The 22,441-nt window shown below is 70.9% G+C and carries 19 protein-coding genes; 7 read left to right on the plus strand and 12 right to left on the minus strand.

The window, feature by feature from the left end:
- Nucleotides 1-41: 41 nt before the first annotated feature.
- Complete coding sequence (lysS, locus tag IE247_RS26865) at nt 42-1,790, minus strand: lysine--tRNA ligase (protein ID WP_190125879.1); 1,749 nt, start codon at nt 1,788-1,790, stop codon at nt 42-44.
- Nucleotides 1,791-1,934: 144 nt separating this feature from the next.
- Between lysS and argS the strand changes: the two genes are divergently transcribed.
- Nucleotides 1,935-3,704, plus strand: a complete 1,770-nt coding sequence (gene argS / locus IE247_RS26870) for an arginine--tRNA ligase (protein ID WP_190125880.1) — start codon at nt 1,935-1,937, stop codon at nt 3,702-3,704.
- A gap of 53 nt (nt 3,705-3,757) precedes the next feature.
- On the opposite strand, the gene IE247_RS26875 is transcribed toward argS, so the two are convergent.
- A complete protein-coding gene (locus IE247_RS26875; RefSeq protein WP_190125881.1) occupies nt 3,758-4,027 on the minus strand; it encodes a DUF1876 domain-containing protein in 270 nt (89 codons plus the stop codon).
- 190 nt (nt 4,028-4,217) lie between these two features.
- On the opposite strand from IE247_RS26875, the gene IE247_RS26880 reads away from it, so the two are divergent.
- The 3 genes from IE247_RS26880 (at nt 4,218) to IE247_RS26890 (ending at nt 7,420) form a co-directional block, all read left to right on the plus strand.
- Nucleotides 4,218-5,138, plus strand: coding sequence for an NAD(P)-dependent oxidoreductase (locus IE247_RS26880; RefSeq protein WP_190125882.1), 921 nt, complete (start codon nt 4,218-4,220; stop codon nt 5,136-5,138).
- A 230-nt stretch (nt 5,139-5,368) separates the two neighbouring features.
- Nucleotides 5,369-6,265 (plus strand): glycoside hydrolase family 19 protein, encoded by an 897-nt coding sequence (locus IE247_RS26885; protein ID WP_373305613.1) that lies wholly within the window; start codon nt 5,369-5,371, stop codon nt 6,263-6,265.
- A gap of 246 nt (nt 6,266-6,511) precedes the next feature.
- Nucleotides 6,512-7,420, plus strand: a complete 909-nt coding sequence (locus tag IE247_RS26890) for a glycoside hydrolase family 19 protein (protein WP_308433264.1) — start codon at nt 6,512-6,514, stop codon at nt 7,418-7,420.
- Nucleotides 7,421-7,491: 71 nt separating this feature from the next.
- Here the strand turns inward: IE247_RS26890 and hemB are convergent, their stop codons facing one another.
- The 7 genes from hemB to IE247_RS26925 form a co-directional block, all read right to left on the minus strand.
- Nucleotides 7,492-8,481, minus strand: coding sequence for a porphobilinogen synthase (gene hemB, locus IE247_RS26895; protein ID WP_190125885.1), 990 nt, complete (start codon nt 8,479-8,481; stop codon nt 7,492-7,494).
- A complete protein-coding gene (locus tag IE247_RS26900; protein WP_190125886.1) occupies nt 8,478-9,044 on the minus strand; it encodes a DinB family protein in 567 nt (188 codons plus the stop codon). The genes hemB and IE247_RS26900 overlap by 4 nt, the downstream gene beginning before the upstream one ends.
- Nucleotides 9,045-9,223: 179 nt before the next feature.
- Nucleotides 9,224-10,882, minus strand: a complete 1,659-nt coding sequence (locus IE247_RS26905) for a bifunctional uroporphyrinogen-III C-methyltransferase/uroporphyrinogen-III synthase (RefSeq protein WP_190125887.1) — start codon at nt 10,880-10,882, stop codon at nt 9,224-9,226.
- A complete protein-coding gene (gene hemC / locus IE247_RS26910) occupies nt 10,879-11,838 on the minus strand; it encodes a hydroxymethylbilane synthase (protein WP_190125888.1) in 960 nt (319 codons plus the stop codon). The genes IE247_RS26905 and hemC overlap by 4 nt, the downstream gene beginning before the upstream one ends.
- Nucleotides 11,835-13,511 (minus strand): glutamyl-tRNA reductase, encoded by a 1,677-nt coding sequence (locus IE247_RS26915; protein ID WP_190125889.1) that lies wholly within the window; start codon nt 13,509-13,511, stop codon nt 11,835-11,837. The genes hemC and IE247_RS26915 overlap by 4 nt, the downstream gene beginning before the upstream one ends.
- Nucleotides 13,508-14,236 (minus strand): redox-sensing transcriptional repressor Rex, encoded by a 729-nt coding sequence (locus tag IE247_RS26920; RefSeq protein ID WP_190125890.1) that lies wholly within the window; start codon nt 14,234-14,236, stop codon nt 13,508-13,510. The genes IE247_RS26915 and IE247_RS26920 overlap by 4 nt, the downstream gene beginning before the upstream one ends.
- Nucleotides 14,237-14,616: 380 nt before the next feature.
- Entirely contained in the window at nt 14,617-14,892 is a 276-nt protein-coding gene (locus IE247_RS26925; RefSeq protein ID WP_190125891.1) for a glutaredoxin family protein, read from the minus strand.
- A gap of 205 nt (nt 14,893-15,097) precedes the next feature.
- Between IE247_RS26925 and IE247_RS26930 the strand changes: the two genes are divergently transcribed.
- The 3 genes from IE247_RS26930 to IE247_RS26940 all read left to right on the plus strand — a co-directional run bounded on the left by IE247_RS26930 (nt 15,098) and on the right by IE247_RS26940 (nt 18,572).
- The gene (locus IE247_RS26930; protein WP_190125892.1) at nt 15,098-16,042 is read left to right on the plus strand and encodes an HAD family hydrolase; all 945 of its coding nucleotides are present in this window, start codon (nt 15,098-15,100) and stop codon (nt 16,040-16,042) included.
- A 310-nt stretch (nt 16,043-16,352) separates the two neighbouring features.
- Complete coding sequence (locus tag IE247_RS26935) at nt 16,353-17,147, plus strand: ECF subfamily RNA polymerase sigma factor, BldN family (RefSeq protein ID WP_190125893.1); 795 nt, start codon at nt 16,353-16,355, stop codon at nt 17,145-17,147.
- 219 nt (nt 17,148-17,366) lie between these two features.
- Entirely contained in the window at nt 17,367-18,572 is a 1,206-nt protein-coding gene (locus IE247_RS26940; protein ID WP_190125894.1) for a DUF5667 domain-containing protein, read from the plus strand.
- Between the two features lie 445 nt (nt 18,573-19,017).
- Here the strand turns inward: IE247_RS26940 and IE247_RS26945 are convergent, their stop codons facing one another.
- From IE247_RS26945 to IE247_RS26955, 3 genes are all read right to left on the minus strand, one after another.
- Nucleotides 19,018-19,221 (minus strand): I78 family peptidase inhibitor, encoded by a 204-nt coding sequence (locus IE247_RS26945; RefSeq protein ID WP_190125895.1) that lies wholly within the window; start codon nt 19,219-19,221, stop codon nt 19,018-19,020.
- A 525-nt stretch (nt 19,222-19,746) separates the two neighbouring features.
- The gene (locus IE247_RS26950) at nt 19,747-20,748 is read right to left on the minus strand and encodes a helix-turn-helix transcriptional regulator (RefSeq protein ID WP_190125896.1); all 1,002 of its coding nucleotides are present in this window, start codon (nt 20,746-20,748) and stop codon (nt 19,747-19,749) included.
- A gap of 70 nt (nt 20,749-20,818) precedes the next feature.
- Nucleotides 20,819-22,096, minus strand: a complete 1,278-nt coding sequence (locus tag IE247_RS26955; RefSeq protein WP_190125897.1) for a glycosyltransferase family 4 protein — start codon at nt 22,094-22,096, stop codon at nt 20,819-20,821.
- Between the last annotated feature and the right edge of the window lie 345 nt (nt 22,097-22,441).

Here is a 22,441-nt window from a genome sequence, read left to right on the forward strand (position 1 = left end):
CGAAGAAAGGGGACGACCGGGGGCACGGGCCCGGGATTCGGCTACGCGCCCAGCAGCTTGCGGACGCGCTCCATGCCGACCGCCAGCAGCAGCGTGGGCAGCCGCGGCCCGGTCTCCCGGGTCACCAGCAGCCGGTAGAGCAGGGCGAAGAACGTCCGCTGGGCGATCTTCAGCTCAGGGGTCGGCTTGGCGTCCGGCTCCAGCCCCGCCATCACCTTCGGCACCCCGTAGACCAGGGTGGTCAGGCCGTCGAGAGACCAGTGCGACTCCAGGCCAGCCAGCAGCCTGCGCAGCGACTCACGGCCCTCGTCGTCCAGCGAGGCGAGCAGCTCGGCGTCCGGCTCCTCGCGCACGATGGTGCGCGCGTCGGCCGGGACCTGGCTGGTGATCCAGTTCTCCGCGCGGTCCAGCCTCGGCCGGGCCTCGTCGAGCGAGGCGATCGGATTCTCCGGGTCCAGCTCGCTCAGGATGCGGATGGTCTGCTCGTCGTGCCCGGCGGTGATGTCCGCGACGGACGCCAGCGTGCGGTACGGCAGCGGCCTCGGGGTGCTCGGCAGCTCCCCGACGGCGGTGCGCACGGCGCGGGAGTACGCCGCCGCGTCGGCGGGCAGCGCGGAGCCGTCCGCGACCTTCGCGGCGAGCTTGTCCCACTCGTCGTACAGCCGCTGGATCTCCTGGTCGAACGCGATCTTGAAGGCCTGGTTGGGGCGGCGGCGCGCGTACAGCCAGCGCAGCAGCGGCGCTTCCATGATCTTCAGCGCGTCGGCCGGGGTGGGGACCCCGCCCTTCGATGACGACATCTTCGCCATGCCGCTGATGCCGACGAAGGCGTACATCGGCCCGATCGGCTGCTTGCCGCCGAAGATGCCGACGATCTCGCCGCCGACCTGGAACGAGGACCCGGGCGAGGAGTGGTCGACCCCGCTCGGTTCAAAGATCACGCCCTCGTACGCCCAGCGCATCGGCCAGTCGACCTTCCACACCAGCTTGCCGCGGTCGAACTCGCTCAGCCGGACGGTCTCGGTGAAACCGCAGGCCGAGCAGGTGTACGTCAGCTCGGTGGTGTCGTCGTCGTAGGCCGTGACGGTGGTGAGGTCCTTCTCGCAGCCGCCGCAGTAGGGCTTGTACGGGAAGTAACCGGAGGAGGTCGCGCCGTCGTCCTCGCCCGCCGCGCCGGAGCCCTCGGCGGCCTCCAGCTCGGCTTCGTCCACCGGCTTCTGCGACTTCTTCGGCGGGGCCTTCTTGGTGCGGTACTGGGCGAGGATCGCGTCGATGTCGCCGCGGTGGCGCATCGCGTGCAGCACCTGCTCGCGGTAGGCCCCGGAGGTGTACTGCGCGGTCTGGCTGATGCCGTCGTACTCGACGCCCAGCTCGGCCAGGGACTCGACCATCGCGGCCTTGAAGTGCTCCGCCCAGTTCGCGTGGGGGGAGCCCTTGGGCGCGGGCACCGAGGTCAGCGGGCGGCCGATGTACTCGGCCCAGCTCTCGTCGACGCCCTCGACGCCGGCCGGCACCTTGCGGTACCGGTCGTAGTCGTCCCAGGAGATCAGATGGCGGACCTGGTAGCCGCGGCGGCGGACCTCGTCGGCGACCAGGTGCGGGGTCATCACCTCACGGAGATTGCCCAGGTGAATGGGGCCGGAGGGGGAGAGTCCGGACGCGACGACGACGGGGGCGGTCGCGGCCGACGGTTTCGCCCCGGGCGCACGCCGTTCCGATTCCGCAATGACCTCGTCCGCGAAACGGGAGACCCAGTCGGTCTCGGTGCTGCTCTGAGCCACGATCGGCACGTCCTTCTTCCTCAATCGTCGGTTGAGGCCATTCTCCCAGACGCGCGGACCCGCTCCGGGGTTTTCCACAGCTGCGGAGAGTGAGCCCGGTCCCCCGTGGGACACTTGACATCCACATACCCCGACCTTCAGGAACGGAAGATCATGGCCGCGGTCCCTTCCCTCGCCTCGCATGTGCAGCAGCGCCTCGCGGACGCCCTCTCGGCAGCCCTGCCGGAGGCCGGCTCCGCCGACCCGCTGCTGCGACGAAGCGACCGGGCCGACTTCCAGGCCAACGGCATCCTGGCACTCGCCAAGAAGACGAAGGCCAATCCGCGCGAGCTGGCGGCCAAGGTCGTCGAGGCGATCGGGGCCGATGACGCCCTCCAGGAGATCGAGGTCTCCGGACCGGGCTTCCTCAACATCACCGTGAGCGACGCGGCGATCGTCCGCACACTGGCCGCCCGCGCCGCCGACGACCGTCTCGGCGTGCCGTTCAACGAGCACCCGGGCACCACGGTGATCGACTACGCCCAGCCGAATGTGGCCAAGGAGATGCACGTCGGCCATCTGCGTTCGGCCGTGATCGGCGCGGCGATGGTCGAGATCCTGGAGTTCACCGGCGAGAGCGTGATCCGCCGCCACCACATCGGCGACTGGGGCACCCAGTTCGGCATGCTCATCCAGTATCTGATCGAGCACCCGCACGAGCTGGACCACAAGAGCGAGGGGGAGGTCTCCGGCGAGGAGGCGATGTCCTCGCTGAACCGCCTCTACAAGGCCTCGCGCGCCGCCTTCGACTCCGACGAGGAGTTCAAGGCCCGCTCCCGGGACCGCGTGGTCGCCCTCCAGTCGGGCGACCCCGAGACCCGCGCCCTGTGGCAGCGGTTCGTCGACGAGTCGAAGATCTACTTCTACTCGGTCTTCGACCAGCTCGACATGGAGATCCACGACGCCGACGTGGTCGGCGAGTCCGGTTACAACGACATGCTGGACGAGACCTGCCGGATCCTGGAGGAGTCGGGCGTCGCGGTCCGCTCCGAGGGCGCGCTCTGTGTCTTCTTCGACGACGTCAAGGGCCCGGACGGCAAGCCGACCCCGCTGATCGTCAAGAAGTCCAACGGCGGCTACGGCTACGCGGCCACCGATCTCTCCGCCATCCGCGACCGGGTCTCCGCCCTCAAGGCCGACACCCTGGTCTATGTGGTGGACGCCCGGCAGGCCCTGCACTTCAAGATGGTCTTCGAGACCGCCCGCCGGGCCGGCTGGCTCAATGACGAGGTCAAGGCGGTCCAGCTCGCCTTCGGCACGGTCCTCGGCGCGGACGGCAAGCCGTTCAAGACCCGTGAGGGCGAGACCGTGCGGCTGGTGGACCTGCTCGCCGAGGCGGTGCAGCACGCCACCGCCGTCGTCCGCGAGAAGGACAAGCAGAACCGGCTGACCGAGGCCGAGATCGCCGAGCGCGGCGAGCAGGTCGGCATCGGCGCGATCAAGTACGCGGACCTGTCGACCTCGGCCACCCGCGACTACCGCTTCGACCTGGACCAGATGGTGTCCCTCAACGGCGACACCTCCGTCTATCTCCAGTACGCGTACGCCCGGATCCAGTCCATCAAGCGCAACGCCGGCGAGTTCCGCCCGGCCGCCCACCCCGAGCTGCCCCTCGCCCCCGCCGAGCGCGCCCTCGGCCTCCACCTCGACCGGTTCGCCGAGACCGTCGCCGAGGTGGCCGCCGCCTACGAGCCGCACAAGCTGGCCGCGTACCTCTACCAGCTCGCCTCACACCTGACCAAGTTCTACGACCAGTGCCACGTCCTGAGCGCGGACAACCCGCCGGAGGTCGTGGAGAACCGGCTGTTCCTGATCGACCTGACCGCCCGCACCCTCCACCAGGGCATGGCCCTCCTGGGCATCCGGACCCCCGAGCGCCTCTAGCCTCTCTGTCCCTGAGGGCCCCGGCCGATGACGGCCGGGGCCCTCACGGCTGCTCAAGCCAGGGGGTGGGAGGTCCGCCCCGAGGCCTCGTCGATCTCGGTATGGGCTTTTCTGAGGAGCTGGGACGAGATGTCCATGAGCGCGCGGGCCGCCGCGATCTCCTCCCCGACCCGGAGCTGTTCCGAGTCGGACGGGTGGCGCTGCGCATGGCCGTGACCGCGCACTTCCGTCCCGTCCGCGAGTCTGACCATGGCGGCGGCGCGGGTGCTGTCGCCCTCCTCGCGGAATTCCAGCTCGATGTGCCATCCGACGAGTGTCTGCATGGTGGATCACCTCCAGCGGTACGTCTCCAGGGTGCGCCCGAAGGCGGCAGATCACCACTTTCCGGCGGGCCGACGCCCTCCACGACTTACCTTCTGGTGAGTACCGCACTAATTAGTCGGTACTTGTGGGTCGTGCGGCGCGCGATGAGGATCGGGGAACACCCCAGGCCATTCACCGAGGAGCCTCCCCATGTCCGCGCCCGTCTCTCCCTCCGCCTCCCCTTCCTCCTCCCCTTCCTCTTCCTCCCCCGGCTCCGTCTCCGTCTCCGTTCTGGGCCTCGGCATGATGGGATCGGCCCTCGCCTCGGCGCTGCTCGACGCCGGTCACCGGGTGACCGTCTGGAATCGGACCTTCGCCAGGACCGGTCCGCTCGCGGACCGGGGCGCGGTCGCCGTACGGACGGCGGCCGAGGCCGTCGCGGCGAGCGAGCTGGTGATTCTGTGCCTGCTGGACAACGGGAACGTGCGGGAGGTCCTCGACTCGCTCGGCGAGGAGGCGGCGGGCCGGACGCTGGTCAATCTGACCAATGGGACGCCCCGGCAGGCGCGTGATCTCGCGGTGCGGGCCGCTGGGCGCGGGGCCCGCTATCTGGACGGCGGGATCATGGCGGTTCCCCAGATGATCGCGGGACCGGCCGCCTATGTCTTCTACAGCGGCGACGAGAAGGCGTTCGGGGAGTACGAGTCCGCCCTCGCCGCGTTCGGCGGCGCACAGTTCGTCGGGGCCGACGCCGGTTTCGCGGCGCTCTACGACATCGCCCTGCTGACCGGTATGTACGGCATGGTGGTGGGCGTCCTCCAGGCGTTCGCGCTGGCCCGTACGGAGAACATCCCGGCGACCGAGGTCGCCGGCCCGCTCACCGATTGGGTCGGCGCGATGCTGACCGGCGCCCGGCCCTGGGCCGAGGCGATCGACTCGGGTGAGCACCTCACCGATGTCTCCAGTCTCGCGGTCAATCACGCGGCGGTACCCAACTTCGTGGAGACCTTCCGGGACCAGGGTCTGGACCCCGCCTTCTTCGAGCAGTTGCAGAAGCTGCTGGAGCGCGGGATCGAGCGGGGGCACGGCGCGGACGGCCTCTCCCGACTGGCTGACCTGTTGAAGAAGTAGCGGCTCGAAACAAGCTCTCACACCTGTTTCGATGGCTTTGAGGGGTCAACAGCCCACGGAAACATATGCGTTGTGAAAGTGGATTCACATTGGTCTATACCTTGACTGGACCCCGTCAAGGCGCTTCAGTAGAGCGAACCCCCACCACCACGGCGCACCGGGACACCCCCGGACTCCCCCCACCGGGCGGACCCGGTACGGCCGTTGACGCACGAAGGAGACACTCCGTGCTGAAGCAGCGCATCAAATCGGTGCTCGTCGCCGTACTCGCCGCCGCGGGACTCGCGGCGGCCAGCCTGATTCCCACGGCGACGCCCGCCGCGGCCGACGAGTGCACCTCGGCCCCCAACTGGCGCGCCGGGACGAATTACGTCCAGGGCAATGTCGTCAAGTACACCGACGGCAACTACTACATCGCCGAGCACGCCAACCCCGGCTACGACCCCACGGTCAGCACCTGGTTCTGGAACCCGCACACCTGTAGTGGTGGCGGGAACCCCAACCCGAGCGGCTTCGTGGTGACCGAAGCACAGTTCAACCAGATGTTCCCTGGCCGGAATGCGTTCTACACGTACAAGGGTCTGACGGACGCGCTGAGCGCGTTCCCCGCCTTCGCGAAGACCGGCAGCGACACGGTGAAGAAGCAGGAGGCCGCGGCCTTCCTGGCCAACGTCAGCCACGAGACCGGCGGCCTGGTCCACATCGTCGAGCAGAACACCGCCAACTACCCGCACTACTGCGACCGCACCCAGCCCTACGGCTGCCCGGCCGGGCAGGCCGCCTACTACGGCCGCGGCCCGATCCAGCTCAGCTGGAACTTCAACTACAAGGCCGCCGGCGACCACCTCGGCATCGACCTGCTGAACCAGCCCTCGCGGGTCCAGACGGACGCGGCCGTGGCCTGGAAGACAGGCCTCTGGTACTGGAACACCCAGACCGGCCCCGGCACCATGACCGGCCACTCCGCCATGGTCAACCAGTCTGGTTTCGGCCAGACCATCCGGGCCATCAACGGCTCGCTGGAGTGCAACGGGGGCAACCCGGCCCAGGTTCAGAGCCGGGTGAACAAGTACACCCAGTTCACTCAGATCCTGGGCGTGCCGACGGGCGCCAACCTCTACTGCTGATCGGAAAGGGAGAGCGCTCCCACACGCCGCGGGCCGGGGTCTCCACCCCGGCCCGCGGTGTGTTCGCAGGTCAACAGGGGTTCATATCAAGTGGGTTACTACGGAATCTCGCATTGGTCTATACCTTGACTGCACCCCTCGGGGGGCGCTTGGGTGTGGCGTACACCCCGCCACGGCGTGCTCACGGTCATCTCTGTTCCCAACAGACCGTTCAGGCATGTCCGTTGACGCACGAAAGGCATAGTCGTGCTCAGAGAACGAATGAAGTCACTCATGGTCGGCGTAGTCGCGGCCGGATCCCTCGCGGCGACGGCGCTCATGCCGACCGCCACGGCCTCCGCCGCCACCCCCGTGGACGAGTGCGCGATCGCGCCCACGTGGACCGCCGGAGCCAACTACCAGGCCAATGACATCGTCAAGCACAGCGACGGCAAGATCTATGTCGCCGAGCGGGACAACCCGGGCTACGACCCGACCGTCAGCACCTGGTACTGGAACCCGTACACCTGTGGCGGGAACGGGAACCCGAACCACAACAGCTTCGTGGTCACCGAGGCCCAGTTCAACCAGATGTTCCCCCGCCGGAACCCCTTCTACACGTACAAGGGTCTGACGGACGCCGCCAAGGCCTTCCCGAAGTTCGCCCACACCGGCACGGACACGATGAAGAAGCAGGAGGCCGCGGCCTTCCTCGCGAACGTCAGCCACGAGACCGGTGGCCTGTACTACGTCGTGGAGCAGAACAAGGACAACTACTCCCACTACTGTGACCGCGACCAGTCCTACGGCTGCCCGGCGGGCCAGTCCGCGTACTACGGCCGCGGCCCGATCCAGCTCAGCTGGAACTTCAACTACAAGGCCGCCGGTGACTTCCTCGGCATCGACCTGCTGAACAAGCCGCAGCTCGTCGAGGAGAACCCGGCGATCGCGATGATGACCGGTCTCTGGTACTGGAACACCCAGGACGGCCCGGGCCCGATCACCGGCCACGACGCGATGGTCAGCGGCGCCGGTTTCGGCCAGTCGATCCGCTCCATCAACGGCGCTCTTGAGTGCGAGGGCGGCAACCCCCGCCAGGTCGAGAGCCGGATCAACCGCTACAAGCAGTTCACCCAGATCCTGGGCGTGCCCACCGGTGCGAACCTGTCCTGCTGACAAGCTGACCGCATGACCGCATGACGACGGGCCGGGGAGCGACTCCCCGGCCCGTCTCGGTTTTCCACGGCTCAGAGGGAGCGCGCGACCTCGGTCGCCCAGTAGGTGAGGATCATGTCCGCACCCGCCCGCTTGATGCCCATGAGGCTCTCCAGGATCGCCTTGTCCCGGTCGATCCAGCCCCGCTCGGCGGCGGCCTCGACCATCGCGTACTCACCGCTGATCTGGTACGCCGCGACCGGCACATCCACCGAGTCGGCGATCTTGGCGAGAATGTCCAGATAGGGCCCGGCGGGCTTCACCATGACGATGTCGGCGCCCTCGTCCAGGTCCAGGGCCAGTTCGCGCAGCGACTCGCGCACATTGGCGGAGTCCTGCTGATAGGTCCTGCGGTCTCCCACCAGGGACGAGCCGACCGCCTCCCGGAAGGGCCCGTAGAACGCGGACGCGTACTTGACGGTGTACGCCAGGATCGCCACGTCCTCCTTGCCGATGGTGTCCAGCGCGTCCCGGACCACCCCGACCTGGCCGTCCATCATCCCGCTGGGGCCGACCATATGGACGCCCGCGTCGGCCTGGACCTGGGCCATCTCCGCGTACCGCTCCAGCGTCGCGTCATTGTCGACCCGGCCGTCGGCGTCCAGGACCCCGCAGTGCCCGTGATCGGTGTACTCGTCGAGACAGAGATCCGACATGATCACCAGATCGTCGCCCACCTCGGCGCGCACATCGCGGATGGCGACCTGGAGGATCCCGTCCGGATCCGTGCCCGCGCTGCCCAGCGCGTCCTTCTTCGCGTCCTCCGGCACCCCGAAGAGCATGATCCCGGAGACCCCGGCCTGCCGGGCCTCGACGGCCGCCTTCCGCAGCGTGTCCCGGGTGTGCTGCACGACGCCCGGCATCGCGGAGATCGGCACGGGCTCGCTGATGCCCTCCCGTACGAACGCGGGAAGGATCAGGTCGGAGGGGTGCAACCGGGTCTCGGCGACCATACGGCGGACGGCGGGCGAGGTCCGCAGACGGCGGGGCCGGGTGCCCGGAAAGGATCCATACACACTCATGCCCCCAACGCTACGCCCCGGCCGGCGAGAGCTTTACGCAGGTGCAGGGTGAGACCGATCTCGGAGACGTTTTTGGCCAGCTCGAAGTTGACCCAGGAGGCGATGTCGACCAGCGGCAGCCCCTCGCCCCAGGGGAGCCCCCGGGTCCGCTCGACGGAGTCCAGGTCGCTGTCGCCGAGCCTCAGCAGCTCCGCCCGCCAGCGGTCCTTCAGCTCCTGAACCCACCGGACCGCGCCGTCCGCGCCGCCCGGCCAGAAGATCTCCTCCCGCTCCGGCGACCCGCCGTCGAAGCAGTGCCCGAGCGTGGTGGTCCACCAGTAACCGATGTGCCAGGTGAGCCAGGCGATGCTGGTGGTGGGCACCGGGTCGGGCTCGGGCACCTGCCAGTCGGGGACCCACCGACCCCGCTCGTCCTCGCGGACCGTCCAGGCCCCGGGCGCGGGCTCCCAGAGGCAGGCGGCGTCGTCCAGGGCGGGGCGGTGATGGGTGAAGAGCGACCATACGGTGTCGAGCTGGCGCACAAGGAGATCGGCGCGGGCCGAGGCGGCCGGGACTGAGGTCATCCCAGGAGCCTTCCACCCGGCCCGGCGGCCCGGCAATCGCTTTCCCGGGCACGGCCCCGGGCACGGCCCCGGGCACGGCCCCGGGCACGGCGAAGGGCGGGGCCGGGGAGAAAATCCCCCGCCCCGCCCTCGTACTCACAGGCGTGCGCCAGGCGTGCGCCGGTCAGATGCCGTGCCGGTCAGGTGGTGCGCCGGCGTCTTCCGCCGGGGCGGCGCTCGGAAGGCCGCAGCACATGGTCGCCCGCCTCCACGGCGGTCGCCCGGCGCGCCGCGCCGAACTCCGCCAGCGCCTCGGCCAGCCGGTGCACCGAGGGCTCGGGCGACAGCACGTCCACCCGCAGCCCGTGCTCCTCCGCCGTCTTGGCGGTGGCCGGACCGATACAGGCGATCACGGTCACATTGTGCGGCTTCCCGGCGATGCCCACCAGATTCCGCACGGTGGACGACGAGGTGAAGAGCACCGCGTCGAACCCGCCGCCCTTGATCGCCTCACGCGTCTCGGCCGGCGGCGGCGACGCCCGTACCGTCCGGTACGCGGTGACGTCGTCCACCTCCCAGCCCAGCTCGATCAACCCGGCGACCAGCGTCTCCGTGGCGATGTCCGCGCGCGGCAGGAACACCCGGTCGATCGGGTCGAAGACCGGGTCGTACGGCGGCCAGTCCTCCAGGAGGCCGGCCGCGGACTGCTCGCCGCTCGGCACCAGATCGGGCTTCACACCGAAGTCGATCAGCGCCCGCGCGGTCTGCTCGCCGACCGCCGCGACCTTGATCCCGGCGAAGGCGCGCGCGTCGAGCCCGTACTCCTCGAACTTCTCCCGCACCGCCTTCACCGCGTTGACCGAGGTGAAGGCGATCCACTCGTACCGCCCGGTGACCAGGCCCTTGACCGCCCGCTCCATCTGCTGCGGAGTGCGCGGCGGCTCGACGGCGATCGTCGGGACCTCGTGCGGGACTGCGCCGTAGGACCGAAGCTGGTCGGAGAGCGAAGCGGACTGCTCCTTGGTCCGCGGCACCAGCACCCGCCAGCCGAACAGCGGCTTCGACTCGAACCAGGCGAGCTGGTCGCGCTGCGCGGCGGAACTGCGCTCCCCGACCACGGCTATCACCGGCCGATGCCCGTCCGGGGACGGCAGCACCTTCGCCTGCTTCAGGGTCTGGGCGATGGAGCCGAGGGTCGCGGTCCAGGTCCGCTGCCGGGTCGTGGTGCCCCCGACGGTGACGGTCAGCGGGGTGTCGGGCTTGCGGCCCGCGGCCACCAGCTCGCTCGCCGCCGCCGCGACCGCATCCAGCGTGGTCGAGACGACGACCGTGCCGTCGCTCGCGCCGACCTCGGTCCAGCACCGCTCGCTCGCGGTCCGGGCGTCCACGAACCGGACGTCCGTCCCCTGCGCGTCCCGCAGCGGGACACCGGCGTACGCGGGCACGCCGACGGCGGTGGCGACACCCGGCACGACCTCGAAGGGAATCCCCTCCGCGGCGCACGCGAGCATCTCCTGCCCGGCGTCCGCGTCCAGGCCCGGATCACCGGTCACCGCACGGACGACCCGCTTGCCGCCCCGCGCGGCCTCCATGACAAGATTGACCGCATCCCTGAGTACGGGGATTCCGGCGGCTGTTGACGCATCGTCAGCAACTGTCGGCTCAGGCGTGCTGACGCTCGCCCGCGCATGGCCGCGTACCACTTCGAGCACATCCGGCTCGGCGATGAGTACGTCGGCTCCCGCGAGTGCCTCGACAGCGCGCAGTGTCAGCAGTCCGGGATCGCCGGGACCGGCGCCGAGGAAAGTGACGTGCCCGTGTGCCGAGAACGCCGAGGACGGGTTGGTGGTGGGGCTCAATGTGCTCGCTCCCCCATAAGACCGGCCGCACCCTTGGCGAGCATCTCGGACGCGAGTTCGCGACCGAGCGCGATGGCGTCGCCGTGCGACGTGGGTACGGGACCGGTGGTGGACAGCTGCACCAGCGTCGAGCCGTCGGTGGTGCCGACGACGCCGCGCAGGCGCATCTCAGTGACAGCCTCCTCCTCGCCCAACAGGTCGGCGAGCGCACCCACAGGTGCGCTGCAGCCGGCCTCCAGGGCGGCGAGCAGGGATCGCTCGGCGGTCACGGCGACCCGGGTTCGCGGGTCGTCGAGCTCACCGAGCAGAGCGGCGAGGACTGCGTTATCCGCAGCGCACTCGATCGCCAGTGCCCCCTGGCCGGGGGCGGGCAGGACGGAGTCGACCGACAGGAAGTCGGTCACCTCGTCAGCACGCCCGATCCGGTTGAGACCGGCCGCGGCGAGTACCACCGCGTCCAGCTCTCCCTTTCGGACGTATCCGATCCGAGTGTCGATATTGCCACGGATCGGCACGGTTTCTATCCGCGTGTGGTGCGCGCGGGCGTACGCGTTCAGCTGCGCCATCCGGCGCGGCGAGCCGGTGCCGACCCGCGCGCCCTCGGGAAGCTGCCCGAAGGTGAGGCCGTCCCGGGCCACCAGTACGTCCCTGGGGTCCTCGCGCGGCGGGACCGCGGCGAGGACCAGCTCATCGGGCTGCGTGGTGGGAAGGTCCTTCAGCGAGTGAACGGCGAAGTCCACCTCATCGCGGAGCAGCGCCTCCCGCAGCGCGGCGACGAACACTCCGGTGCCGCCGATCTGCGCGAGCTGCTCACGGGAGGTGTCCCCGTACGTGGTGATCTCGACCAGCTCGACGGAGCGGCCGGTCAGCCGGCTCACCGCCCGGGCCACCTGCCCGGACTGGGCCAGGGCGAGCTTGCTGCGCCTGGTCCCGAGCCTCAGTGCCCTCTCGGTCATACTCGCCCTCGGTTCTTGACGTCTGCGTCATTCAGGTCGGCCCGGCTGACGGAGGCGACCGTCTCCGGGGCAAGGTCGAACAGTGTGCGCAGCGCGTCCGCGTACCCCGCGCCGCCGGGCTCGCTCGCGAGCTGCTTCACCCGCACGGTGGGCGCGTGAAGAAGCTTGTCGACCACCCGGCGAACGGTCTGGCCGATCTCCGCGCGCTGCTTCTCGTCGAGGGCGGGAAGCCGCCCCTCCAGCCGGGCGATCTCACCGGCGACGACATCGGCGGCCATGGCGCGCAGGGCGACCACGGTCGGAGTGATGTGCGCCGCCCGCTGGGCGGCCCCGAAGGCCGCGACCTCGTCGGAGACGATCCGGCGCACCTGGTCCACGTCGGCGGCCATCGGCGCGTCGGCGGAGGCCTCGGCGAGCGACTCGATGTCGACCAGCCGGACGCCGGGGATCCGGTGCACGGCATGGTCGATGTCACGCGGCATGGCGAGATCGAGCAGAGCCATCCGCACGGGTCCGTCGCCGGCGCCCGCCACGGCGGCGGCTCCGGTGCGGACCCGGCGCGGGGCGTTCTCCGTCCACAGACCGTGCTGGGCGAGCGCCTCGGCGGAGTGCTGCTCGTCGAGACCCACCGGGCAGCCGCCCCTGGACTCGGCCTGCTCGGACTGCTCGGTCCCGGCGTCCTGAGTCGTGACGCCGGGGCTCTCGCCGCCCGCCAGGACCCCGGCGGAACGGTCCGGCACCCGGCCGTCGCGCGCCGCGGCGGCGGCGAGCCGGGCCACCAGACTGCCGTCGGGGGCGCGCAGCCGGTCGGGGTCGGACCCGCCGCCGCCCGCGTCCGCGCCCTCGGCGAGAGCCGCGGCGACCGCGTCGGCGGTCAGCACGAGACCGGTGGCCCCGGTGCAGGACACCACGGCGTCGGCACGTGTCAGCTCGTCGGCCACGGCCGCCATCGGCACGGCCCGGACCGAGACCCCGCCCGGCCCGGAGAGCGCGGCGGCCAGCCGCTCGGCGCGCTCCAGCGTGCGGTTGGCGATCACCAGCTCGCGTACGCCGAGCCTGGCCAGCGTCGTCGCGGCGAGGGAGGACATCGACCCCGCGCCGATCACGAGCACCCGCTTGTCGGCCGCCCATCCGGCGACGTCGGGGCCGTCGGCGAGCTGCTCCAGACCGAAGGTGACGAGCGACTGCCCGGCCCGGTCGATCCCGGTCTCGCTGTGGGCCCGCTTGCCGACCCGCAGGGACTGCTGGAAGAGATCGTTGATCAGGCGGCCCGCGGTGTGCAGGCCCTGCCCGGTCGCGAGGGCGTCCTTTATCTGACCGAGGATCTGGCCCTCGCCGACGACCATCGAGTCCAGACCGCAGGCCACCGAGAAGAGATGGTGGACGGCCCGGTCCTCGTAGTGGACGTACAGATAGGGGGTCAGCTCCTCAAGACCCACCCCGCTGTGCTGCGCGAGCAGGGTCGACAGCTCGGCGACGCCCGCGTGGAACTTCTCCACGTCCGCGTACAGCTCGATGCGGTTGCAGGTGGCCAGCACCGTCGCCTCGGCGGCGGGCTCGGCGGCCAGCGTGTCCGTCAGCAGCTTGGCCTGCGCGTCAGCGGAGAGCGAGGCGCGCTCCAGCACGCTCACCGGTGCGCTGCGGTGACTCAGTCCGACGACCAGAAGACTCATGCCGGCATCACGGCGGGCATGTCCCCGTCAGGCCCTTTCCGGCTCGCGGCGGCCTCGGCCTCCTCGCCGGCCTTCCGCTGCTCGTGGAAGGCGAGGATCTGGAGTTCGATCGAGAGGTCGACCTTGCGCACATCGACGCCGTCCGGCACGGACAGCACGGTGGGGGCGAAGTTCAGGATGGAGGTCACACCGGCCGCGACAAGACGCTCGCACACCTGCTGCGCGGCCCCGGCGGGCGTGGCGATGACACCGATCGACACCCCGTTGTCGCTGATGATGCTCTCCAGCTCATCGGTGTGCTGGACGGCGATCCCGGCCACCGGCTTCCCGGCCATCGCCGGATCGGCGTCGATGAGCGCCGCGACCCGGAACCCCCGGGAGGCGAATCCGCCGTAGTTGGCGAGGGCCGCGCCGAGGTTTCCGATACCGACGATCACCACGGGCCAGTCCTGGGTCAGCCCCAGTTCGCGGGAGATCTGATAGACGAGGTACTCGACGTCGTAGCCGACACCGCGGGTCCCGTAGGAACCCAGGTACGAGAAGTCCTTGCGCAGCTTCGCGGAGTTCACTCCGGCCGCCGCCGCCAGCTCCTCGGAGGAGACGGTGGGCACGGAGCGCTCGGAGAGCGCGGTCAGCGCCCGCAGGTACAGCGGGAGCCGGGCGACGGTGGCCTCGGGGATTCCTCGGCTACGGGTCGCCGGTCGGTGATTTCGGCCAGTTGCCACGGTGCTCCTGCGGGATGAGCGAGGCTCTAGGCGGCCGTGTGTTCCAAGACCGCCCCGTCGAATGCAGGCTATGTCTTTGTGAACGCGTGCACAAAGATGGTGTCCGTTTTGTCCGAGCAAAGTGATCGGGGTCACGCGATAGGGCAGCGCAAAGGCGGAACCGCGAACCAGCTCGGGCCGTTGTAGACGTGATGGGGGCAAAGCAGCGCACGCTCCTCACCTGATCACCCCCCGAGACCGCTCCACTGTGCCCTGTCACCCCGGAGTCCCGATAGAGCCATGACGGGGGAAGAACGGCCGGGCAACCGTTCCGATCGCAACGGAAGCCGCCCGCCGCCCCCTCTCACACGCGCCCCGCGCCCGCCCCCGGCACCCCTCGCTCACCCCTCCAGCGCGCGCCGCAGCCGCTCCGGGTCCACCCGCCAGAACGTGTGCTGCTCGCCGTCGACCAGCACCACCGGGATCTGCTCCCAGTACTCCCGGTGCAGCGCCTCGTCCTGGGTGATGTCCTTCTCCTCCCAGACGGCCCCGGTCCGGCCGCACACCTCCTCGACCACGGCCCGGGCGTCGTCGCACAGATGGCACCCCGGCTTCCCGATCAGCGTCACCACACGCTCGCCGGCCTTCTTCTTCGCACGCCGCAACAGAGGACTCATCCCCCCATTCTCCGCCCGCGCCCGACCCCGCCCGACGCCCGGGCACCGTGAAGAACCAGCCATCCGCCGCGCCGCCTCCGTACCGTCGCCGCGCCGCTTCCGGAGCCCCGCCCGAAGCCCCGTCCGATACCCCGGACGCACTGACTCCACACCCCGGCGCCCCGGCGGGTCGGGAAGTTCCGAACAGACTGGCTATGCTCGCCGCATGGCCGCATTCGGATGGCTCACCCCCCGTAGGCGCTCCGCCACCGCACGGAGCGTCCTCGCAGGCGAGGCGGCGGCCGAGGCGGCGCGCACCTCATCGCGAGAGCTGGCGGAAGCCACCGCTCCGCAGCAGACCGACGAACAGGCCGACGAGCCCCGCTTCCCCGTCGCCGGGGACGAGCGGGCCGCCGCCTTCTTCGACCTCGACAACACCGTGATGCAGGGCGCCGCGCTCTTCCACTTCGGCCGGGGTCTCTACAAGCGGAAGTTCTTCCAGCGCAATGAGCTGGCGCGCTTCGCCTGGCAGCAGACCTGGTTCCGGCTCGCCGGCGTCGAGGACCCCGAGCACATGCGGGACGTCCGCGAGTCCGCCCTCTCCATCGTCAAGGGCCACCGCGTCTCCGAGCTGATGAGCATCGGCGAGGAGATCTACGACGAGTACATGGCCGACCGGATCTGGCCGGGCACCCGGGCGCTCGCCCAGGCCCACCTCGACGCCGGCCAGAAGGTCTGGCTGGTCACGGCCGCCCCGGTGGAGACCGCGACGATCATCGCCCGCCGGCTGGGCCTGACCGGCGCGCTCGGCACGGTCGCCGAGTCCGTCGACGGCGTCTACACCGGCCGGCTGGTCGGCGAACCGCTGCACGGCCCGGCGAAGGCCGAGGCCGTCCGCGCCCTCGCGGCGGCGGAAGGACTCGAACTGGAGCGCTGCGCCGCCTACAGCGATTCGCACAACGACATCCCGATGCTCTCGCTCGTCGGACACCCCTACGCGATCAACCCGGACACCAAGCTCCGCAAGTACGCGCGGGAGCGCGAGTGGCGGCTGCGCGACTACCGGACCGGCCGCAAGGCGGCCAAGGTCGGCATCCCGGCCGCCGCCGGAGTGGGAGCCATCGCGGGCGGCACGGCCGCCGCCGTGGCCATCCACCGCCGCCGCCGCTGACGGCCGCCGATCGTCCCGCCGACGGCCCGCAGGCCCCCGAACCCGCTCCCCGCGGTGCGTCACCCAGAGTGCGCCACCCCGGGAACGGTCATATTGCGATCCGACTCGGTCACCAAACGCTCACACTTCGCTAAGAGAACCGACTCTCAGACGGCACAGAAGCGACGGAAACGGTGATTTGAGCAACTGGGTGTAGCACTGCCTGTACGAAGCGTTATTCTCCTCAGACGCATACGGGACCCCGTCCGTCGCCACGACGGGTGAACGGTTCCGCACTGCTCGTGATGGAAGCTCTGCCTCTGGGAGTCCCGTGTACCCACACGTCGGGGTTGACGCCTCGGGCCTGGCTACGCTGCGCGCGGCGGTCCTCGACCACTTGCGCGGCTTCGTCCCCACCGCGTACGCCGTCCCCGCGCTCGCCCTGCCCCGCCTTGCCACCAGCGGTCCCGCCGCTCCCTGCTACGCCCTGGCCGACGGCCGCGCGGCCGTCGGCAGACGCACCTCCCGGGGCGGCTCGCACGCCCCGGCCACCGCCCGCCGACCCAGCGCCGACAGCGACAGCGCCCGCATGATGGAGCTGGTCGAACGCGCCCAGGCGGGCGAGGCCGAGGCCTTCGGCCGCCTCTACGACCAGTACAGCGACACGGTCTACCGCTACATCTACTACCGCGTCGGCGGAAAGGCGACGGCCGAGGATCTGACCAGCGAGACCTTCCTGCGCGCCCTGCGCCGCATCTCCACCTTCACCTGGCAGGGCCGCGACTTCGGGGCCTGGCTGGTCACCATCGCCCGCAATCTGGTCGCCGACCACTTCAAATCCAGTCGTTTCCGACTGGAAGTGACCACCGGCGAAATGCTCGACGCCAATGAGGTCGAGCGCAGCCCCGAGGACTCCGTGCTGGAGTCCCTCTCCAACGCCGCGCTGCTCGAAGCGGTGCGCAAGCTCAACCCCCAGCAGCAGGAGTGCGTGACCCTGCGCTTCCTCCAGGGCCTGTCGGTCGCCGAGACCGCCAGGGTGATGGGGAAGAACGAGGGAGCGATCAAGACCCTCCAGTACCGTGCCGTACGCACCCTCGCCCGGCTGCTCCCCGACGACGCCCGCTGACCGCCCTCAACTCACCATCGGTGACGCCTCGATGACGCACTGGTCCGATCATCCTTCGCGCGTAACCCAAGTGCCGCGACACTCGTTGTCCGGGATGCAGGCTCCCTGTGGTCACGTCCGATCCACAGCCACTCACTCGATCGTGTGGCCGTGTTCAAGGCGTGCAACCTTTCAGAACCCCGGGGGAGTCGACCGTCATGACGAGAGGAGGTGCCGCCAGTGATCGCGAACGTATCGGCGCACCGGCGGGCGAACGCCTTCGCCCAGGCCTTGGAAGACCAGGCGGCCGGGCAGCCGGATGACTCGGTCGAACCGACCGAGCGCGGACGGCTGTTGGCCCTGGCATCCGGTCTCGGCGAGCTGCCGAAACCGGAGATGGATCCCGAGGTCAAAGTGGTGCAGCGAGCACAGCTCGTGGCAGCCATGGAGACCATGCTCCAAGAGGGCACGGCCTCGGGCGGCGAGCACACCGGCCCCTCGGTGCCGGAGCAGCGCAAAGCCGGCCGGGGTGCCCACCGGGCCTCCCCGCTCCGCAAGCTCAGACCGCGTTCCCGCTGGTCAAAGGGGCTCGCGGCCGGCGGACTGACCGTCGGCGTCGCCGCCGGAGCATTCAGCGGAGTGGCCGCGGCCAGCTCCGACGCGCTCCCCGGCGACACGCTGTACGGACTGAAGCGCGGCATGGAGGACATCCGGCTCGGCATGACCGACGGCGACTCCGACCGGGGTGAGCTCTACCTCGACCAGGCGTCCACCCGGCTCAGCGAGGCCCGCCGCCTCATGGAGCGCGGCCGGGCCGGCGATCTGGACCACGAGTCGCTCGGCGAGGTCCGCCGCGCGCTGAACGGCATGCGCCACGACGCCAAGGAGGGCCACCGGCTGCTCCACGCGGCGTACGAGCGCGACGGCTCGCTCGGCCCGATCCAGAAGCTCAACTCGTTCTCCCGCGCCCACCGCGACGCCTGGGCCGGGCTCCGGAACCGGCTTCCGGCCCAGCTCACCGATGTCGGCGACGAGGTCACCGACGTCTTCAGGGCCATAGAGGACGAGGTCAGCCCGCTCCAGTCACTGCTGCCCACCCCGCCGGAGCAGGGCCGGGGATCCTCCCAGCGCCCCGGCACCACCTCCCAGGACACCAGCCGTACGCCCTCCTCCGGGGAGCGCACGACCCCGTCCTCGACCCAGGCCCCCGCCGCCCGGAAGAACAGCTCGGAGACCGCCGAACCGGGCCCCTCGGAGTCGGCGGCGACCGAGGACAGCGGTCTGCTCGGCGGCGACGGCACCGGCCTCTTCGACTCCCCGTCGAACGACGCCTCCACCCCCGCGTCGGGCAAGTCCTCCTCGTCCCCGAAGGCGGATGTCACCATCCCGCCCCTGCTCCCCGGCATCCTGCCGGGCCTGGGGCTGGACGGATCCGAAGAGGAGTAGCAGCACCCAGCGAGATCCCGAGGCCCGCGCACCCCCGGGCGCGGGCCCGGGACGGGGGGGGGGGGGGCGGGGGGGTCCCGGCCCCCCCCCCGTTTCCCCCCCGCCCCCCCCCCGGGCCCCGGAGAACAAAGGACCCCCCCCCCGGGGGGCGGCCAAACCCCCGGAGGGGGGGCCCGCCCCCGGCGGCGGGCTGTAGGAGCGGGGGGCGGCGGGCGCCCAGCGGCCGGGCCAGAGCGGGCGGTCGACCGCCCAGCGGGACCGGCCGCGCGCCCGCGCCGTACGGGCCGAGCGGTCACCGGCCGCCCCGCAGACAGGCCACCACGCGTCGGCCTCCCGGCCCTCGTCCGGCGGCTGAGGGCGACCGGCGGCGCTCCGCGACACCCACGAGGCGAGGGCCCCGACCAGAGCGGTCGGGGCCCTCGCCTCGCGCGGTCCCGGGGCCGGTTCACCCCGTCCAGGCGCGGACCACCTCACCGCCGCGCACCTCGAAGTTCAACCGCCCCGCCAGATATTGCAGGGTGATGATCGTGCCCGGCGGCAGCGAGCGCACGGTGCTCCAGCCGCGCTGCCGGGCCAGCCGCTCGGCGGTCTCGGCGGAGAGGCCGACATAGGCGGCGGGGTCGTCCTCGGGGTTCGGTGTGGATGCCATGGCCCCACGGTAGGCGGCAGCGGACGGTGACGGAAGCGGACGGCCGTACACCCTTCACCCACCTCGGGCACCCCAGTGGTCACGCTTCTGTCACAGCTCCTCAACACGCGTACGGCTCAATGCGCGTCACCCGAACGAGCACTTCTGGGACCGGCGTACGGAAATTCCCCGCAGCTCGCCGGAGTCGAGAAATTCCCCGGCCAATTAATGAGTCGGCACATCCGGGAGTGAATTGACGGACCGTTCGACGAATCGTTCGACGGGGCGTTAAGAATTCACCTCTTCCTTACAGGATCCCCTTGTGTGTTCCGCCGGGGCCGGCGCAGGTGTTCCGCCACCGATGGGGCGCGCGACGGCGTACGGGAGACATCGCCCCCGGCGGCCGTTCTTCGGACAGGCGCTCGTGCCGCCCCACAGCTCGTACGGCGGCACCTCGCAGGCCGCACGGCGTACGGGAGGAGGGCGGCAGCTTCCGCGCACCGCAGCGCACCGCACCGCCCCCCGGATCCGGATCCGCATACCCGGCTATTGATCCGGAGCGGCCGGGAAACGGGAATCGACCGTCCCGGGCTCCCCCAGCGCACGGGAAAAGCGATCCCGGACCACCCTGAGGCTGTCCTTCAGCTCCGGCGGCTCGACGACGTCGAAATCCACTCCCATGAGCATCACATGAATCACCATCACCTCCACGCTCGTCGCGCCCGTGGTCAGCAGACAGCTGTGCGCGTCGATCGGTTCGACCACTCCGTCGGACGGTCCGACGAACCGGGCCGCCTCCTCGGCGGAGGTGTGGAGGCGGACGACCGCCCGCGTCGGGTAGGCCCGGGTGGAGACGCCCCGGGAGACATAGCGGGCCAGATCCTCGGCGGGCGGGGTGCGCGGGACGAACCGGGGGCCGTGCGGCGGGGTGGGCGTGATCCGGTCGGCCCGGTAGGTGCGCCAGTCGGCGCGGTCCAGGTCCCAGGCGACGAGATACCAGCGGCCCTCCGCGCACACCAGCCGGTGCGGCTCCGCGCTTCTGCTGGTGACGGTGCCCCCGTGGTCGCGGTAGTCGAAGCGGAGCCGCTCGTTATCGCGGCAGGCGTTGGCCAGTTCGGTGAGGAGGGAGGCGTCGACCTGGGCCCTGGCGGGCCGCAGCATCGGCACGGTGAAGTCGGTGAGCGCGCTCACCCGCCGCCGCAGCCGGTGCGGAAGCACCTGCTCCAGCTTGGCGAGGGCGCGTACGGAGGTCTCGCCGATGCCCTCGATGCCCTGGCCGGCCGCGGTGCGCAGCCCGACCGCGACGGCCACCGCCTCCTCGTCGTCGAGCAGCAGCGGGGGCAGCTCCGCGCCCGCGCCCAGCCGGTAGCCGCCGCCGGTGCCGGGGCTGGCGTTGACGGGATAGCCCAGCTCGCGCAGCCGGTCGACGTCGCGGCGCACCGTGCGCGGGGTGACGCCGAGCCGGCGGGCCAGTTCGGCCCCCGGCCATTCCCGGTGGGCCTGAAGCAGTGAGAGCAGGCGCAGCAGCCGTGCGGAGGTCTCCAGCATGGGAGGAAGTCTGCCAGCGGTCGCGGACAGCCTGTGTCCGCGACCGCCGGGCGGCGGCGGCTCCGGGTGGTCAGCCCTTCCGGCGGATCAGCCGTCCGGCGAGATGGCGGGCCCAGTAGAAGGCGTCGAGCACGGCTCCCCGGGCGCGGAAGACCCGGTCCCGCAGAGCGCCGCGCGGGCCGCCGCCGGCCGCCCGGGCGTCGGCCAGCCCGGTGAAGAGGGCCTCGTGGCGGGCGGCGATCCGGGCCGGGTCGAAGCGTTCTGATGCGGCGAGGGCCGCCGCCCCGGTGCGGCGGCGCAGCTCGTCGTCGTTGATCAGCTCAAGGAGGGCGACGGCGACCGCCTTCACGTCGCCGACCGGCACCAGCCGGCCGTCCACCCCGTCCTCGATGATCTCGCGGGGGCCGTGCGGGCAGTCGGTGGAGACGACGGGCAGTCCGCAGCGCATCGCCTCGACGATGGTCATCCCGAAGGACTCCCGGACCGAGGTGACGGCCGCGACGGATCCCTTGACCCACTCCTTCTCCAGCGGGTCGGCGTTGCCCATCAGCGCGATGTTGTCGCTCAGCCCGCGCTCCGCGATCAGCGCGTTCAGGGTGTCGCGCTCATTGCCGGTCTGGTCGCCGCTGCCGTAGATGCGCAGCTTCCAGTCCGGGCGCTCGGCGGCGACCAGGGCGAAGGCCTCCACGAGGACGTCGTACCGCTTGACCCTGGTGAGCCGGCCCGCCGCGACGACGTACTTGGCGGTGGAGTCGGCGGGCTCGACCGAGGGCGCGGGCACGCTGTTGGGGACGGCCTCGATGCGCGGTCCGGTCAGGCCCAGCTCCCGGTAGGCGCGGGCGTCGGCCTCGGTGACGGTGGTGAGCGCGTCGAGCAGCGGGTAGCGGTAGCCGATCTCGCGGCGCATCCGGAAGCCGTGTCCGTCCAGGGTCAGGTGCTCCTGGCCGACCTTGAGCGGGCCGGGCCGGGTCTGGCGGGCCACGTGCACGATGAGGCCGGGGCGGGTGCCGATGACGACATCGGCCTCGACCGAGCCCAGATGGGCCCCGATCCGGGCGTCGGTGAGACGGCTGTACTGCTTGTGCCGGCCGTCGCCGCGCGGGAAGACCTTCGCCGGTCTGGTGTAGTCGGGGTGGTCCCCGTCGTATCCGGGGCTCTTCTTCCGCAGATCCACCAGATGCCTCAGGACGACGCCGTCGGGCGCGCCCATGAGCGGGGTGTCGCGGTGGCGGAAGACGGAGACGATCTCGACCTCGTGCCGTTCGGCGAGGGTCTGGGCGAGATTGAAGGTCGTGCGGATCGTGCCCCCGATGCCGTAGGCGTTGTGGAGCAGAAAAGAGATGCGCATGCGCGGTGGCGTCCGTTCCCCCGGGAACAACAAAAAGCGGTCAGGAACGGACCCTACTGGTCGCACGCGGGCGGATCCTCCCGGGGCGGTCCCGAACCCGGCCTCACCTCCTCGGGGATTACCTTCGGTAAGGGCCACATCAGGCCACCCCTTTGGTTCGCTGATTTCATGATTTATGAACTCTTCCAGGGCCGGACCGCACTGGCCTCGCACCGCGCGGAGACCCCCCGCACCAGCGCTCCTCGGCCCGGACCAGCCGATTCCGCCCGAGGTCGCCGCTCCCGTCCCGGATGGTTCGTTTCCGTTCCCTTCCAGGCGTGACTCCGGACACAGACACCCGTTGAA

The organism is Streptomyces inusitatus (assembly GCF_014651115.1).
GTDB lineage: Bacteria > Actinomycetota > Actinomycetes > Streptomycetales > Streptomycetaceae > Streptomyces > Streptomyces amakusaensis.